At 41.2% G+C, this 16,754-nt stretch carries 15 protein-coding genes and 1 pseudogene; 10 read left to right on the top strand and 6 right to left on the bottom strand.

Annotated features, from left to right (window positions below):
- Positions 1–51: 51 nt before the first annotated feature.
- The gene (locus tag H6G73_RS23515) at positions 52–288 is read right to left on the bottom strand and encodes a hypothetical protein (RefSeq protein ID WP_190608872.1); all 237 of its coding nucleotides are present in this window, start codon (positions 286–288) and stop codon (positions 52–54) included.
- A gap of 271 nt (positions 289–559) precedes the next feature.
- A complete protein-coding gene (locus H6G73_RS23510) occupies positions 560–1,282 on the bottom strand; it encodes a cytochrome b/b6 domain-containing protein (protein WP_190608870.1) in 723 nt (240 codons plus the stop codon).
- Between the two features lie 353 nt (positions 1,283–1,635).
- Between H6G73_RS23510 and trpD the strand changes: the two genes are divergently transcribed.
- The gene (trpD, locus tag H6G73_RS23505) at positions 1,636–2,694 is read left to right on the top strand and encodes an anthranilate phosphoribosyltransferase (RefSeq protein ID WP_190608868.1); all 1,059 of its coding nucleotides are present in this window, start codon (positions 1,636–1,638) and stop codon (positions 2,692–2,694) included.
- Here trpD and H6G73_RS23500 read toward each other — a convergent pair.
- On the bottom strand, positions 2,624–3,688 hold the full coding sequence (locus H6G73_RS23500) for a retropepsin-like aspartic protease family protein (RefSeq protein ID WP_190608866.1): 1,065 nt from the start codon (positions 3,686–3,688) through the stop codon (positions 2,624–2,626). The genes trpD and H6G73_RS23500 overlap by 71 nt on opposite strands.
- A gap of 360 nt (positions 3,689–4,048) precedes the next feature.
- Here H6G73_RS23500 and carA point away from each other — a divergent pair, with 360 nt between their 5' ends.
- The 5 genes from carA to H6G73_RS23475 all read left to right on the top strand — a co-directional run bounded on the left by carA (position 4,049) and on the right by H6G73_RS23475 (position 8,184).
- On the top strand, positions 4,049–5,206 hold the full coding sequence (gene carA / locus H6G73_RS23495) for a glutamine-hydrolyzing carbamoyl-phosphate synthase small subunit (protein ID WP_190608864.1): 1,158 nt from the start codon (positions 4,049–4,051) through the stop codon (positions 5,204–5,206).
- A 148-nt stretch (positions 5,207–5,354) separates the two neighbouring features.
- Positions 5,355–5,726 carry an STAS domain-containing protein gene (locus H6G73_RS23490; protein WP_190608874.1) on the top strand — a complete coding sequence of 124 codons (372 nt, stop codon included), beginning with the start codon at positions 5,355–5,357 and terminating at the stop codon, positions 5,724–5,726.
- 525 nt (positions 5,727–6,251) lie between these two features.
- Positions 6,252–6,719, top strand: a complete 468-nt coding sequence (locus H6G73_RS23485) for a Mini-ribonuclease 3 (protein ID WP_190608862.1) — start codon at positions 6,252–6,254, stop codon at positions 6,717–6,719.
- Positions 6,720–6,818: 99 nt separating this feature from the next.
- A complete protein-coding gene (rlmB, locus tag H6G73_RS23480) occupies positions 6,819–7,796 on the top strand; it encodes a 23S rRNA (guanosine(2251)-2'-O)-methyltransferase RlmB (protein ID WP_190608860.1) in 978 nt (325 codons plus the stop codon).
- A gap of 85 nt (positions 7,797–7,881) precedes the next feature.
- Positions 7,882–8,184 carry a DUF1816 domain-containing protein gene (locus H6G73_RS23475; RefSeq protein WP_190608859.1) on the top strand — a complete coding sequence of 101 codons (303 nt, stop codon included), beginning with the start codon at positions 7,882–7,884 and terminating at the stop codon, positions 8,182–8,184.
- 62 nt (positions 8,185–8,246) lie between these two features.
- On the opposite strand, the gene H6G73_RS23470 is transcribed toward H6G73_RS23475, so the two are convergent.
- Positions 8,247–9,074: an alpha/beta fold hydrolase gene (locus tag H6G73_RS23470; RefSeq protein WP_190608857.1), complete on the bottom strand. Its 828-nt coding sequence runs from the start codon at positions 9,072–9,074 to the stop codon at positions 8,247–8,249.
- 595 nt (positions 9,075–9,669) lie between these two features.
- On the opposite strand from H6G73_RS23470, the gene H6G73_RS23465 reads away from it, so the two are divergent.
- The 3 genes from H6G73_RS23465 to H6G73_RS23455 all read left to right on the top strand — a co-directional run bounded on the left by H6G73_RS23465 (position 9,670) and on the right by H6G73_RS23455 (position 13,834).
- A complete protein-coding gene (locus H6G73_RS23465) occupies positions 9,670–11,859 on the top strand; it encodes a transglycosylase SLT domain-containing protein (protein ID WP_190608856.1) in 2,190 nt (729 codons plus the stop codon).
- A gap of 90 nt (positions 11,860–11,949) precedes the next feature.
- Positions 11,950–12,870, top strand: coding sequence for a class I SAM-dependent methyltransferase (locus H6G73_RS23460; RefSeq protein WP_190608854.1), 921 nt, complete (start codon positions 11,950–11,952; stop codon positions 12,868–12,870).
- Positions 12,863–13,834 (top strand): PrsW family glutamic-type intramembrane protease, encoded by a 972-nt coding sequence (locus H6G73_RS23455; protein WP_190608853.1) that lies wholly within the window; start codon positions 12,863–12,865, stop codon positions 13,832–13,834. The genes H6G73_RS23460 and H6G73_RS23455 overlap by 8 nt, the downstream gene beginning before the upstream one ends.
- A 72-nt stretch (positions 13,835–13,906) precedes the next feature.
- On the opposite strand, the gene H6G73_RS25195 is transcribed toward H6G73_RS23455, so the two are convergent.
- Both H6G73_RS25195 and H6G73_RS25190 read right to left on the bottom strand, forming a co-directional pair.
- Complete coding sequence (locus H6G73_RS25195; protein ID WP_449314289.1) at positions 13,907–14,401, bottom strand: 6-carboxytetrahydropterin synthase; 495 nt, start codon at positions 14,399–14,401, stop codon at positions 13,907–13,909.
- Positions 14,402–15,175, bottom strand: a pseudogene (locus H6G73_RS25190) (6-pyruvoyl trahydropterin synthase family protein); the annotation flags it as partial.
- Positions 15,176–15,408: 233 nt separating this feature from the next.
- Between H6G73_RS25190 and H6G73_RS23445 the strand changes: the two are divergent.
- Complete coding sequence (locus tag H6G73_RS23445) at positions 15,409–16,512, top strand: SMEK domain-containing protein (protein ID WP_190608849.1); 1,104 nt, start codon at positions 15,409–15,411, stop codon at positions 16,510–16,512.
- Positions 16,513–16,754 lie beyond the last annotated feature (242 nt).

Raw genomic sequence — 16,754 nt, 5'->3', positions numbered from 1 at the left:
ACTGTTATTCAAATGTCTTTTTACACTCAATATGTCTGTTTTTATTCTCAATTAGATGTTTTCTCTCCGTAATTTCCCTCTGTGACAGTTAGGGGGCGGAAGGTGGGATGTAGGTGTGGGAGTGGGAATTGGAGATATTGTTGGAGTTGGTGTTGGTCTGGGATTAGCAGGATTTGTCTGGGCCAGTAAATTATTTGTTGTGGTTGTAGCTTGGTATTCTTTGGGGATAAATACAAAAGTTGTAATTCCCAAAAAGGCTGCTAAAGTTACAGGTGATAATAATCGCATATTTTTGCTGATTTTTAATAGTGATATTCAGTTATTTTGCTCAAATAACAAAGCTGATTTATCTGGCTATAGATATAAAAAATAATTTGTATTTCCGCGAAAGTTCTTATTTGGGTGAGATGTCAATTCATAAATACAAAAATATTGATAATCATCACTATAAAAGTAACAATTAATTGCCATAAGTATTTTCTTTCGGATATATCTCCAGATATTTTCATAATTCCTATTGCTGAGTTATTGCCATAAAATTAGACAAAAGAATCAATCATTAATCAGCAGCAAAAAAGACTGGTAGCAAAAAAGCAGCTACAACACCAAAAATCACAAAACCTTCCACTATTTTTATGAATAAATATCTATTTTTCCATTGACTAATTAACTCTGGAAAATTTTGGTTCCAATTAATCAACCACGCTTGCAATCGGCTATACCAAACCATAGGACTATCTTCAGGTATAAATCGCCACGAAAACATTGATAATAATAAAGGCGCACCACCAACTTTAGCTGACATTAGAATATGAATTGCTAAACAAAAACCAATCACTAGCCAAGCTAGTAAATGGAAATAATACCAAATGTGGTCTAACTCTCCAGTTGGTAACCACTCTTCCTTCATCATTCTGCCTGACACTAGGGCAAATATAGAAGCAACCAGCATTAAAGTATTGGCCAGACGTTGTAGACTCACCCACCAAATAGGTCTACCTAATTGGGTTAATTGCTGAAAAGAATCTGGCTGAATCAACCGTTTTTTACCAGCGTGAAAGCTATATATAGCTAAAGCCGGGAACAACAGTAAAAAGCATAACGCTAAAGTGCCATGTAAATCTTGAATTGGATCAAATTTGGGAATTGGTAGTTTACCGAAGCGTCCATCAAAGGTATTGTAAACTAAAAAGCCTGTGAAGAAGGCACCAACAGCTAAAATTCCACTTACACCATGGAGTATTCTTAATAACAACGGTTGATAAGGTGCAGAACGAGCCATAAAAAAATTATCCTTCATCAGCAATTTGTCTATCAAAATACACTATTTAGTGATTAAAGATAAACAAATTGACGTAGATCAAAATCAAGAATTTTTGAGAAAAAAACAATAGTCTAAAAAATAACTTGAGGAAATTAAATCATTAAATTATCCATGACCAAAATATTTGTATAGCCCAACTAAGCTGCCAATCACCATCATTGCCTCTCTCAGCCAGCTGATTTCATTTCTGGTCATGTCTATTGAAAATATTAGTTTTCTTGATTCATTAATTTTGAGCATCAGCTTTGATAGAGTGTCATTTTTCGCTAGGATAACTGCCAGATTACCAACAGATACAACCAACCTCAACTATGACTACTTCCCTTAACCCTGCTATTTGGTCTAGTTTGTTACAACAACTATTAGACCGCCAATCTTTATCCCGTACACAAGCAGCAGAATTGATGCAAGGTTGGTTAAGTGAAGCTGTTCCCCCAGAGGTGACAGGGGCAATTTTAATGGCACTCAACTTTAAAGGCGTTTCTGCTGAAGAGTTAGCAGGGATGGCAACGGTTTTACAATCCCTCTCAACCAAAACTACTGGAGAGTTTAATTCTGCCTCGACCCTACGTGTCATTGATACCTGTGGAACAGGTGGTGATGGTGCATCAACCTTTAATATCTCTACAGCCGTGGCTTTTGTAGCTGCTGCCTATGGTGTACCTGTGGCTAAACATGGTAATCGTTCCGCCTCTAGTTTGACTGGTAGCGCGGATGTTTTAGAAGCATTGGGTGTGAATTTGGGTGCAGCTGGTGAGAAAGTACAAGCAGCTTTGTCAGAAGTAGGGATTACTTTTTTATTTGCCCCCGGTTGGCATCCAGCGATGAAGGCAGTGGGGCAAATTCGCCGCAATTTGAAGGTAAGAACAGTATTTAATTTACTGGGCCCATTGGTCAATCCTTTACGTCCTACAGGCCAAGTGATTGGGGTATATGATCCCCAACTATTAGAAACCATTGCTCAAGCATTACACCTACTGGGAACTCAACAAGCAATGATTCTCCATGGCAGAGAAAGATTAGATGAGGCAGGATTAGGAGATATTACAGACTTAGCTGTTTTATCTCAAGGAGAAGTGAAATTAACTACCATTAATCCCCAAGAAGTGGGAGTTACTCCTGCACCCATTACAGCGTTGAAAGGCGGAGATGTTCAAGAAAATGCTGAAATCCTCAAGGCTGTACTGCAAGGAAAAGGAACACTAGCACAACAGGAAGCAGTCGCCTTGAATGCGTCTTTGGCACTACAAGTAGCAGGGGTAGTACCTTGGTTGGATCATCGTGCAGGTGTGAGCATCGCTAAGGAAGTTTTACAAAGCGGTAGCCCCTGGAAAAAGCTGGAGGCTTTAGTTCAGTTTCTTCAGCATTAAGTTCTGAATGGAGTTGGGGGCGAAATTCGACGACATTGCGTTTAATGGTGACATCATAGTTACCAAAAAAGTCATGTCCCAGTAGCCCTGTTTCTAATTCTGCACCAGCGATCGCTACAGGAATTTTGTTGACACTCATACCACCCACTTCCATGGAATCTAAATAACCAATGGAAAACTCCACTGCCTTGGCACTAACTGTATTAGCCTTGGCTTTGCCCACAGTTACCACACCTAGCGCCCTAGCTACATCTTGGGTGATGACTGTACCACTTGCACCCGTATCGAGAATCATTTCAAATCGCTGTTTGCCATTAAAAGTAACTTCAATAATGGGTGTGCCTCCAACTCGGCGTTTAATCGGGGCGATAAACACATCATTATTGGGGGTGAGAAAAGTAGATGCGGGTAAAGCAGGTGGAGTCAGTGGCAATGTGGCTACAGGCTGTTTGGGGGTCGCCTTGGGAACATCCTCTGTGGTGTTTAATGGCCGGGGAACATCAATCACCACTCTTTTTTGCGGTGGAGTGGCTGAAGATGCCAACAGCCCAGGATTAGCTTTACGCTGGGCAGATTGAATTTTATGGCGATATTCAGTAATCTTGCGTTGGGCAAAGGGGAAATTGGGACTATCCCTCTTCACCTGCTGCAAAAGAGCGATCGCATCCCGATACTGACTGGCCACCAAATGCCAATCCTCTGGTGATTGAGCCGACTGACTAATACTTTCAGCACCAGTAACCTTGTCCAGCGCCTGTTCTAAGGGACTGGTAGCGATCGCTGAAGATGCCAAAGATTTTGCTGGTTCTGACTTTTCTGGTGGTAGTTTGGCTGTGATGGGAGGCTTAATCGCTGCCAAATTATTCATCGGCAAAGATTGCTTATTACCACCTGTGACTGTCGTCTGTTTGGTTTCACTACAGGCAACCATGAAAACCGCTAGACTACCGGAGACAAAAAAAAGGGCTGTGCGGGATAAGAAAGACTGAAGCATAGTTAATCCAATTTTAACCGCCCTGGCTCTCTTCCAGTGTACCCTCCTGACAAAAAAACAGTTTGACACTCACCGCGCTTCTAGCAAGGTGATTCTTTGTTCACAGACCCAACTTGCTCAAGCAGGATCTCTCCAAGCTGAGTAGAGGTCGAATCTCCCAACTCCTGGACTCCCCATCTCCTGAAAAACCTCAAGTCATGGGATAATTACGGGGGCTGGGAGGAAAATGGAGAAGTTGAGGCAGTAGGGAGCAGACAGCAAAGGGAGTTCAGGAAGAATCAACAATGCCCAATGCTCAAGACCCCATACCCAACACCCAATACCCAATGCCCGTCACTCATCCTTTTGCTTTCATTATTTATGCCCCTGTCTGACGCAATACCCGCTTTACTTGTCTTGGCAGATGGCACCACTTATCGCGGTTGGTCTTTCGGTGCCATGGGAACCGCTATTGGGGAAGTGGTGTTTAACACTGGCATGACTGGATATCAAGAAGTTTTAACTGATCCCAGTTACTGCGGTCAAATAGTAGTCTTTACTTATCCAGAATTAGGTAACACTGGCGTTAACCCAGAAGATGAGGAATCAATTCATCCCCATGTCCGGGGAGCGATCGCTCGCAATATCTGTCACCGTCCTAGTAACTGGCGATCCACCCAATCCTTGCCTGACTACCTCAAACAGCACCAAATCCCCGGCATTTACGGCATCGATACCCGCGCCCTCACTCGCAAAATTCGCATGTTTGGAGCCATGAATGGTGGCATTTCTACCGCCATTTTAGATGAGGCAGAATTATTAGAGCAGGTACAAGCCGCTCCCTCCATGACAGGATTAAATTTAGTCAGGGAAGTAACTACATCCACTCCCTATGAATGGTCAGAACCAACCACCAGCCACTGGGAATTTAATCCTGAAGCTGTGGCCAACATTGGTGAGACTTTCACCGTTGTCGCCTTAGATTTTGGGGTGAAACGCAATATTTTGCGGCGTTTAGCCAGTTATGGCTGTCGAGTCATAGTTGTACCTGCTGATACACCTCCAGCAGAAATTCTCAAATACAATCCAGATGGCATTTTTCTCTCGAACGGGCCTGGCGACCCAGCAGCAGTAACGGAAGGTATTAACACTACCAAAGCCTTGCTGGCGGCGGAAAAACCCATGTTTGGTATCTGTATGGGACACCAAATTTTGGGTCATGCCTTGGGCGCGCAAACCTATAAACTCAAATTTGGGCATCGTGGTTTAAATCAGCCCGCTGGTTTACAACAGCGAGTCGAAATCACCAGCCAAAACCACAGTTTTGCCCTAGACCCAGATTCTTTACCGGCAGCTGTGGTCGAGGTGAGTCACTTAAACTTAAACGATCGCACTGTGGCTGGGGTACGGCACAAAACTCTCCCTGTATTTTCTGTCCAGTACCACCCAGAGGCTTCACCAGGCCCCCACGACGCAGACTATTTGTTCGAGCAATTTGTTCGACAAATGCAGGCAGCACGTCAAACAGCGATCGTCTAAGCTAAGTAAAAATAGAAAAATGTCAAAATAGGGAATTGGTCATTGCTGGGGGAATTACCTTGACCCCAACAACCAAACTAGACAATTTGCGCCAAAACCATCTATACTATGGCGTTTACTTTCTTTTAGTAACCAAGATGAGGAGGGAATTATTGCTGAACCACTGAACCTAACCGTGAGCCTGAGAGGCACTCGTGAAATCCGGGATAACTGTCAGCTATTCCGCCTCACAGGTTTATTAGACGCATTTTCTGAGCCGACATTTCGCAAGGTACTAGGTACAAAAATTGACGAGGGTCCAAAGCACATAATCCTGGATCTCTCACAAATTGACTTTGTTGATAGTTCTGGTTTGGGTGCTCTGGTGCAATTAGCAAAACAAGCTCAAAATGCCAATGGTACCTTGCAAATTGTCACAAATGCGCGTGTTACACAAACGGTCAAGCTTGTGCGCTTAGAGAAATTCCTCTCTCTGCAAACTACCGTGGATGCAGCTTTAGAAAACATCCAGACACCTTGATTGCTTGGCCAGAGATCATCAATTTGGCTATCCAGATGTCACATCGGATAGCTTAATTTTTCTCAAAATCACACCAGAACATCCTCTCTCCTTGCGGGAGAGGAAAATTTGTGTTTGTCAGCACTGCCGCCATTATTCTTGAAAATATCAAATTAATCTTACTTTTTTGGCTATGATCTTTTTTCGCTATTATATTTAGTGTCGATTAAGCTTTATAATAGTTATCCCGGTTCAATCATCACACTAATAACCATATCGACCTTTACCTTGAACAAAATGTAACTATCTACATGTATGTAGTTGCATTTTTTAACCAGCCTAGCCAAGGTTAGGCTTAATATCTCATCGCAATTATTCAGATTGCCACGGGGTATGTATCAAACTTAACTATTACCCAACCACGACCGTACAGTTATTTTTGTTAGTATTCAATATGCCCATGAGTCCAGCAGGGCATACTACCGCAAGTAGTAAAGCTGGTAAAGATTATCTCCCCCATGTAGTCCGTTAAGGAATGATCAAGGTGTGAACTCAAAGGAGGAAGATGTATTAAATCAAGCAGATGAAACTACCCTTCCTGATTCATCTGACCTGACAGCAATGTTAATCAACATTTCCCAATTAGCCCCCGAACAAATTAAACAACTCTCTCCTTCTGCCTTAGCTTACTTGGGGGATGCGATTTACGAACTGTATGTTAGAATATTTTACTTGTGGCCAAAGCAACGACCAGAAGCTTACCATCGTTCGGTAGTGGAGCAGGTAAAAGCGGAAACACAAGCGCTACATTTGCGATCGCTCACTCCTTACTTAAGGAGCCATGAATTAGAGATTGTCCGTAGAGGTCGCAATGCCGCTACGGGGCGGCCTAAGCGACTAAATCCCGAAATTTATCAACAGGCAACCAGTCTAGAAGCTTTAGTTGGCTATTTATACCTTACTGATTATCAACGTTTAACCGAATTGTTACAAAAACTCCATCTAGAGAAATAGAGGTGAAGCTCACTCTCTCGATAGGAACATAAATTGTAATGGTTCATTAAATTGATTAATCATCATGCCCACCCCTTCGCTATTTCTCCTAATACTCATATGTCTAACCCATCCAAAAAAATCAATCGTTCTGGCGACCCCAAACGTGGGCAACCCGTAAAAATCAAGGGTAAGCGCGTTGTTCCCCACCCCATCCGCAACCAAAGTCAAGGTGAGAATAAGATTTCTAGTAGACCACGGCCAAATCGTCGTGTTTCTGCACCACCTGCACCTGCTGCGGCTGCACCCACAGAAGATAATGATTTAATTTACGGTCGTCATCCAGTTTTAAGTGCTCTAGAAAACCAACGTCATCTCAACCGGATTTGGATTACTTCCCGTCTCCGCTATGACCCCCGTTTCCACCATCTAATTTTACAGGCTAAGGATAACGGCACTGTCATTGATGAAGTAGAACCGAAGCGTTTAGACCATCTCACCGACGGTGGAAATCACCAAGGCATAGCAGCCCAAATCGCTCCCTATGCTTACCTGGAATTAGAAGATTTAATTGAAAAAGCCAAATCTGTCACTGATCCCGTTATAGTTGTTGCCGATGGCATCACAGATCCCCATAACTTGGGGGCAATAATTCGCACAGCAGAAGCCATTGGTGCTCAAGGTTTGGTAATTCCCCAACGTCGGGCTGTAGGTATCACTTCCACCGTAGTCAAAGTAGCAGCTGGGGCATTAGAAAACTTTCCTGTAGCTAGAGTAGTTAACCTCAGCCGTGCCTTAGAACAGTTGAAGGAAGCTGGTTTCTGGATTTATGGTACTGCTGCTACAGGTAGTGAACCGTTACATACCATTAAATTCAATGGCGCTACTGTTTTAGTCATTGGTGCTGAAGGTGAAGGTCTGAGTATGTTGACACAACGTTCTTGCGATGTTTTAGTTTCCATTCCCTTACAGGGCAAGACTCCTAGCCTCAATGCCTCCGTGGCCGCTGGTATGGCACTTTATGAGATTTATCGCCAAAAATCGTTAAATACACTGTACCTTGATAAATTGCATACAGTCTCTTTGAAAAAAGAGTAGTAAAAGAGTATAAAGAAATGTAAAAAGAGAATACACCTAACATATTGTTGACAACCAGTCACCATTTATAAAATCGGCGAAAACCATGAAAACCATTTGGCATAATCTCAAGGAAAGGTTGATAAGTTCCTTCAACGACCTCGGCTTGGCTTGGTGGGTAGAAATTGTGACGCAAAATCCCCGTTGTACTTACTACTTCGGCCCTTTTTTAAGTTCTGTAGAGGCAAATTTAGCTAGCAAAGGCTATATAGAAGATTTAGAAATTGAAGGAGCACAAGGAATTATAGTTAATATCAAACGTTGTAAACCCAATTCTTTAACTATTGCTGACGACTTGGGGGAATGGATTGACCGCAAAGTAAAGCCTGTCTTTAGCGGTCAGATTTAACCTCCATTTACTAGGCTGTCATCGTTCCTGGGTTGGGCCTAGGAACGAAGGCGATATGCTCTCTAGAATTGGCTGACTTGGGGATGATTTTCTAGCCAAGCGTCGATATCTGCTAGTACCTGTTGGGATATTTCCCAAGGGAAAAGATGGGCAGTATGGGGGTAACAATACCATTGAGAATATTTGAGATTTTGGGCTGTTTCTAAGCTAGAAGCAGCGGTAATGTGTCTGTCTTCTGCACCAGCGAGAACTAAGCAGGGGCATACTATTTGCCATATATCTGGAATGCGGTTATAACCTGCTTTGATAGCAGTATATAAAGCGTTAGTAGCAGCAGCAGAAGTTTGCAAGTAAGCTGGTACTGCTGTTTGAGCAATGTAATTGTAAGCAGTAGGCGTGTGTTGTTGAATTAAGTAACGAAAGAGCGATCGCTTGGCAAATGTATCAATATTCCATTGCCAACCAGGTTTGACATAGTTGATTAACCCAGCAATACCCGTATAAAGATTATCTTGCCATGTAATAGGCGGATGGTTGCCCCAAGGTCTAGCCGCTGTGGCAATTAAAATTAAGCCACTAATCCGTTGTGGTAGTCGCAGTGCTAATTCCATGGCTAAAATGCCACCCAGTGACCAACCTAAAACGAGACATTTTTCGATTTGAAATCGGTCTAGTAAAGCTTCTAAGTCATCTAAATGGTCTTGCATAGTAAATTTGCCCTGACAGCGACTGCGCCCATAGCCACGCAAATCAGGGGCAAAGATTTGAAAGCGTGTGGATAAGTGATCAGCAAAGACCGAGAGATTACGACCAAACCCAGGATGACCATGTAGTCCTAACAGGGGAAATCCTTGACCTTGAATATCAACATGAAGCGATATATCTGGCATGTGAAAGCTTCTCAAAACAGTTTGTTTATCAATTCAATTTTGAAGTTATCCTATTTTGAATTTTTCTGAATTCTGTTGATAAAAAAACCCCCGGTCAGTGTTTAAGCCAACCAGGGGAGTTGAAGATCAAGGTGCATCTACCAATAAACTGTTCCCAGTAGAAGAAAGCCAATCCGGATAAAGTCATAAAGCCAGAAAATACTGGATTGACGACATCAGAAATATTCCGACTGGTTCAAGAATGTTTTGTGTAATCAATGTAAAAGTGCAAATCAAAATCCCCCTTAGATGGCAACTAAGGGGGAAGAATCAAAAATTTTGCGTTTTTTTCTCTGACTATCAGCAATTTTATCGACATCACCCAAAAGTGGAAGCCCCCTCCAACCCCCTCAGACTCTATCCCACTGTGGCTATGAACCTGAGAGACTAGTACACTCCGGTGCAAGTAAATTTACCATTCAAAATCAATAAAAACTGCATAATTTAAGGTTTTTAAATTTAAAATTTTAAATTTTTAATCCTGGAAAGTGATAACACTTTTGGTGAGTAATGCTAAAGTTGCAAAGAATTGATCGAAAACTTTCAGCGGGTGTCGATGCTGAAGAAACTACAGAAAAAGCAAATTTATTTGATTGCTGGTGTGGGATTGTGTGCCTTTTTAGCTGGAGCAATGGTATCTGCTCCACAAATGGGCAGGTCTTTGAGCCAATTGTTGAAGCTGAGTCAGAATCAGTCTGAGCAATTATCTGAGGCCAGTAAAGCTAAGTCGTCTGTATTTCCTTTGGTATCCAAATCCTTACCAGAACGGGCGGCTCAACTCACAGAAATCGCTCAAACAGGCAGTTCACCAGATCGGGAACGGGCCCGTTATCTGCTAGCGAGCGATTATCTAGAAACGGCGGAAGGTCAAAAGGCTCTGAGTTTGCTAGCAGGACTGGACAAGGCATATCCAGCTTTAGCACCTTATGTTTTACTCAAACAAGCCCAAGCTTATGATTTAGTGGGAGAAAAGGGCAAAGCTTCAGATTTGCGCCGTAAAGTCTTTAAAGACCATGCACAGACCCCAGCCATGGTGAAGGCTGCTTATTTAATTGGTCAACCACAGCTACAGGATCAGGCGATCGCTCGTTTTCCTTCCCATCCCCTCACCTGGGAAATTATCCGCACCCGTTTGCAAATTAACCCCAATCAGCCCAATTTACAATTCATTTTGGCCCAATATGCCCACAGACAACCGGGAATTGTGGGGATATTAGACCAATTTGTGAAACAACCAAAACTGAGACCGGAAGACTGGCAAGTAATTGCTAAGGCTTACTGGGATAACGATCAATTTACGAAAGCTAAGGATGCTTATCTCAAAGCACCCAAGACAGCCCAGAGTCTCTACCGCATTGGCAGGGGATTCCAACTGAATAAAGAACGGGATCAAGCGATCGCCTCATATCAAAAATTAATACAACAATTTCCCACCGCTGAGGAAACAGGCACAGCATTATTAAGATTGGCAGAAATGTCTGCTAGTCGGGCCGCCATTCCCTATCTGGAACAAGTAATTAATAAGTTCCCTGACCAAGCACCTCAAGCTTTGGTGCAAAAGGCCAAAATCTTGCAAGCTCTTAAAGATGAAAAATCAGCTAATGCAGCTTGGCAATTACTTTTAGGTAAATATAGTAGTTCCGACGAAGCCGCAGAATATCGTTGGCAAACCGCCCAGAAAAAAGCTAAAGCCAAAGATTATATTGGTGCTTGGCAATGGGCCCAACCTATTACTACCAACAATCCCACGAGTATTTTGGCTCCCAGAGCCGGTTTTTGGGTAGGTAAATGGGCCACTAATTTAGGCAAGCAAGAAGATGCCCGCAAGTCCTATGAGTATGTATTAAGTGAGTTTCCCCAATCTTATTATGCCTGGCGATCAGCAACCATTTTGGGGCTAAATGTGGGTGATTTTAATACAATCCGGTTGATGAACCCAGAAATTATTCCACCCCAACGGGCAGTTCCCTTGGCTGGGTCAGAAACCTTTAAAGAATTGTACTTACTGGGGCAAGACCGTGATGCTTGGTATGAGTGGGAAACGGAATTTCAAAATAAAGATAAACCCACCATCGGAGAGCAATTTACTGAAGGATTAATGCGATTAGCCAAAGGGGAAAATTTAATTGGCATTAATTTGATTTCTAGATTAGAAGACCGGAAAACACCACAGGAAAAGGCTGAGTACATTACTTTGAGCCAACAAATTAGTTATTGGCAAGCTCGTTATCCCTTTCCCTATGTGAAAGAAATTGAAAAATGGTCTGGTCAACGTCAACTAAATACCTTACTAGTCACTGCATTGATGCGTCAAGAATCCCGATTTGAGCGCAGAATTAAATCACCAGTGGGTGCTACAGGCTTAATGCAGGTGATGCCTAGTACCGCTGCGTGGATTGCGCCACAAATTAATATGGATATCAAAAAAATCGACTTGGAAAATCCCGAAGATAACATCATGCTGGGTACATGGTACTTGGATCATACCCATCAGCAGTATGGTAATAATTCCATGTTAGCGATCGCTAGTTACAATGCTGGGCCTGGTAACGTTGCTAAATGGTTACAAACCATTGCCAAGCAAGACCCAGATGAATTTGTAGAAGAAATTCCCTTTGACGAAACGAGAAACTATGTCCGGCAAGTCTTTGGTAACTACTGGAATTATCTGCGACTCTACAACCCAGAAATATCTGCTCTAGTAGCTAAATATTCCAGAGAACAACCACAATTACCAAATCAGTAGGGCAGATTTTTCGCCATTGCCTTCATCTGCTAGACTCAAATCGAGCAAATGTGTCATAAGTAAAAGAGGCTTTCGATAGCAATTTAACTTATGACCGCTACTGTAAACACCTCCCCTGACTTAGCATCTCGCTTCATCAATGGTATCTTGTCCATCAAACCTCTAGCTAACCTGGCCAAGCATCAAGCTAGACAAATGATGATCAAACGTGCTGAAAAAATTGGTGTACCTTGGACAAAAGAAGTTCAAACCCTACAAGCACGAGATTGGACAGCTGATTTAGCACAAGTCGAAAATCCCCAAGTCACTTACCCAGACTACTACCTCACCTCATTTCATGCCTATGAAAAAGGAGATTTGAGTTGGGAAGCAGCTTTTGAGTTGGAAGTTGCTGCTAAAGCCGTTCATGCCGGAATTTGGCCTGATGCCAAAGCCAATGGTGACTTGCAACTGCGACAAAGTTATCACAATATCCTCAGAGCCAAGCTCCCTAAACCTCCTCAAGATATTCTGGACATAGGCTGTAGTGTGGGCTTAAGCACTTTTGCTTTACAAGAAATTTATCCGCAAGCCAATATCACCGGTTTAGACCTATCACCCTACTTCTTGGCTGTAGCTAACTATCGCTCCCAACAACGTCAAGCTAAAATCAACTGGGTTCACGCCCAAGCTGAGTCTACAGGTCTACCAGATGGGTCATTTGATTTAATATCCTTGTTTCTGATTTGTCATGAATTGCCCCAAGCAGCCACTCGGCAAATTTTTGCAGAAGCTAGAAGACTGTTGCGTCCAGGCGGTCATTTGACAATTATGGATATGAACCCCCAGTCAGAAATTTACCAGAAAATGCCCAAATACGTTTTGACCTTACTCAAAAGTACAGAACCTTATTTTGATGAATATTTCAGTTTAGATATTCAGCAAACTCTAGTTGATGCAGGTTTCCAAACACCTTTTATCGCTAGTAATAGTCCTCGTCACCGCACTATCATCGCTCAGGTGAGTGGCTAATTTCTTCATACTGCTGTGGGCAGTTATACCACCCCTCCTACTGCTGCTAGTTTATTACCTCCGCACTCCTGTAGCTCCACGCCTGTTGAGGTTGCTGGGATTTTTCCTTTCTGGGGCTATATCTGGTTTTGTCGCTGTAGGTCTAGAATGGCTGGTTGATACTATTGTTCATGGTTTTTTCTCTGGGCAACAGATATCACGCTCTTTTTTAGTGGTCATACTCCGGCAAATATTAGAAATAGGGGTAATAGAGGAAGGTTGTAAGTTAGCAGCAGCAGCCATCCCTATCTACTATTTGCAATCTCGATATCGGTTGCGTCCGACTACGGTGTTTCTGTTTAGTCTTACGGTTTGCCTGGGATTTACAGCAGAAGAAAACTGGATCTATCTATTCCACGGAACAGCTGGGGTGATAGACAGAATCATCAGTACACCAGGACACATGATTTTCTCTGCCCCTTGGGGTTATGCTTTAGGTATATATGTTTCTTCTGGTGGGCGCTTTAGTCAATACCGACTATTAGTAGCCAAAGCTTGGCTAAATTCTGTCCTTTCCCATGCTTTAGTGAATATTGTTTCCATCGCTTGGGGTTATCCTCTCCCGCTGCATTTTCTGGGTTATACTGCTTTTCCCTTGCAGTTATGGATGTTTTGGCGATTAGAGCAACTACTGAGGAAGATACAAGGTAAACGACCTCTAACAGTGATTTCTGCTCACACCTTCCCAGATATTTACTGGCAAAGAGGGTTAGTGGTTTTGATTCTCCTCTTAGGTGGCAATTCGATTCTGGGTTTATTTTTGTTAGCGATAAAACTTAGTCCTTTACAACCTATTCAAATCCTACAATCAGAAATTTTACTAATTGTCCTTGGTCAAATATTAGTTAATATTGGCTGCGGATTATCCAGTTATTTACTTTATCGCTATTTACGATATTTGGCTGCGGGTCGATTTTCCCATTAAATTCACCTGGAAATTTTGGGGTTGTTGTAATGAGCATCACCACAACATACCCACAAAATTAGGAAATTAAATTTATACAGCCGCTAATAACTGTTGATCTTTGGCTGTATCACCAACTGAAGAGTCAGATTGGAGGGCGTAGATTTCGCAAGCGTTATTAGGACTTTCAACCAGTTTAATTTTGTAAAGTTCTGCCCCTAGCTCTTGAATAGGCGATCGCAACACATTAGTAATATAAAGGGCGATATTCTCAGCAGTGGGTACTGCTTCCCCAAAAAAAGGAACATCTTTATTTAAGAAACTGTGATCAAAGGGTTCCACCACATAATCATTAATGATTTGATTTAAACCCAATAAATCAATGGCCATCCCTGTGCGTGAGTCAATTTCACCTTTAACGGTCACTTCTAACTGATAATTGTGTCCATGTCCATTGACACGAGCACACTTACCATAAATCTCTTTATTTTTTTCTAAACTCAAATGAGGATGCGCTAATCTGTGGGCTGCACTAAAATGAGTCGCAACGCTGAAGAAAGTTTCCGACCCATTGCCTGGATAATCTATCCACAGTTGATGACTTTCATATAACTTGACGTTGGCTAGTTTCACTCCCAAACCTTGAATGGGTAATTCTAGCAAGTTACTAATGTAGCGAGCGATATTCTCTGTGGTAGGAACAACCTCAGCAAAATCAGGAATATCTTCATTTAAACAAGAGTGGTCAAGTTTGGAGATGACATAATCTTCCACAACTTGATTTAGAGCCTTGACATCCACAATCATGCCAGTGCGTGAGTCCATTTCTCCTTCTACTGTCACCTCTAGATGATAGTTGTGTCCATGGGTACGGGTACACTTACCATACTGTTCTGGACTGAGGTTAGGTGCAAGGCGATGGGCTGCACTAAAATGAGTGCTGATAGTTAGAGTAGCTTTTTTTCCTTCTCCTCTATAATCTGCCCATAGTTGGGGATGTTCAAATAACTGAACACGCACCAAAGGTAAATGAGGTGCTAAACGCTGCCAGATCACCTTGGCAATATTTTCTGTGGTAGGAAGAGTTTCTTGAAATTCTGGCCACAAATCATTTAAATAAGCGAAATCTAATTGACCAGTGGCTTCTTTTTTAATCACATGTTTGACATCAGACAAGTTCAACACCATACCATACTCGTCTAATTCTCCTGCCATAGAGATAAATAAGACGTAGTTATGGCCTTGTCCAGGAAATTTAGAGAAGGGCCCAAATTTTTCCCAATTCTCACTTTCACTCAGTTCTGGCAACCAATACCGATGACTAGCTAAAAACTGAGCGCGGCGATTAACTATACACTGCATAAGTACACCAGAAATAGAATTTAATATTTCTTAAGCTTTCACTTTACATAGTTTAATCTAATTTGTTGCATATTGGTCAGTGAAACAGGGAATATTCATAAGAGTTTCGTATAATAACCATCTAAGTATAAACTTCCGCCTTGTTCACAAAACTACCTTCAATTTATCTGTTGAGATTGAAAACAGGCGTAAATTTATTTATTGACTTTGTAAATAAGAGTGAGGAGAAATAAGTGATTACTAGAGGTTATTTTATAGGTGAAATAATAGATGAACTAGCCAATATTGCTCATCAAGTTGATAATAGATGTAAATTAGGCTTAACAGACCTCAATAAATATCTTGAAGATTTCTTTAAAGAAATATTGAATAGATTACGTGATTTGCATTTAGAAAATCTCAATCATGAAAGAAGCAATGCGCCTGGGTTAGATTTAGGTGATACTTTAAATAAGACCGCATTTCAAATTACATCAGAAAAAACATCAGCTAAGATTAATGAAACTCTCAATACTGTTTGGGAAAATAATATTCAAGAATATGATGATATTTATATACTAATAATAGGTTACAAACAGAAAAGTTACACAGAAAACAAATACCTCTGGGATAAATTAAATTTCAAAAAGGAAAATATTTGGGATATCAACACACTTTGCCAAAAATCAGTTGAGCTTCCTTTAGACACATTGCAATCTATTTATCATTACATAAAACAAGAGATTGTTAGGGTAAAAATAGAATTAGAGATACCAAATCAAGAAGGTGAATTTACGACAAGTATTAAAAATTATGTTGAGGCAATAGCAAAACCTAAATTCAATGAAAATCCACTTAAATTTTATTGTGAATATCACATAAATAAATTAAGGAATGAAGGATTTGAAGAAGATGATTATTACATACTTGATGATATAAAACAGGCGTTTTATTTTTTGGCTAAGGAACTGGCTAAGTTACCTCGTATAACAAGAGAATTTTATGCTTTCCTTCTTGAAAGCAGGGATGAAAATTCTTGTGAAAAATATGGTTTGAGTAGACCATTTTATCGTTTCAATGAAGATAAACTGAAAAGAATCTGTAAATATAGTGATATTGATGGAGAAATTAGATTGCTTACAAAGCATGAACTTATATATTGGGAAGAGCTTGACCTGGGTTATGAGGAGTATGGTATGGGTAGAAATTGTACTGAATATTCCTACCGCATCTACATTCCTGGCAATTATGAAAATTATAATTATGACAATTTTATTGAAGATTTTGTAGATTTTATAGACAATAAAAATATCGGTTATCAAAAACCCATAGTGAATCTTGATTTTAGTAGTTTTTAATTTGTATTTAAGTAGCACCGAAAAGATTAAAGCCAATGATTTTAAATTTATGAACAGTAAAACTATTCTTCAACATATCCCTAACAAAGACATTGCCGAATATTTCAATTTTCTGTCATGTCACATGGAGATATTATACCAATTCTCTAAAAGCCAGCTACAGATAAAGCCATCAAAATATATTGCCTTCGGGCAATAGATGCAATAATGTGTTTGGTTAATTTCCCAATTTCAGCGTAGAG

Source organism: Richelia sinica FACHB-800 (genome assembly GCF_014698825.1).
In the GTDB taxonomy this organism is placed as follows: domain Bacteria; phylum Cyanobacteriota; class Cyanobacteriia; order Cyanobacteriales; family Nostocaceae; genus FACHB-800.
This window is presented reverse-complemented; position numbering and strand designations above follow the sequence as displayed.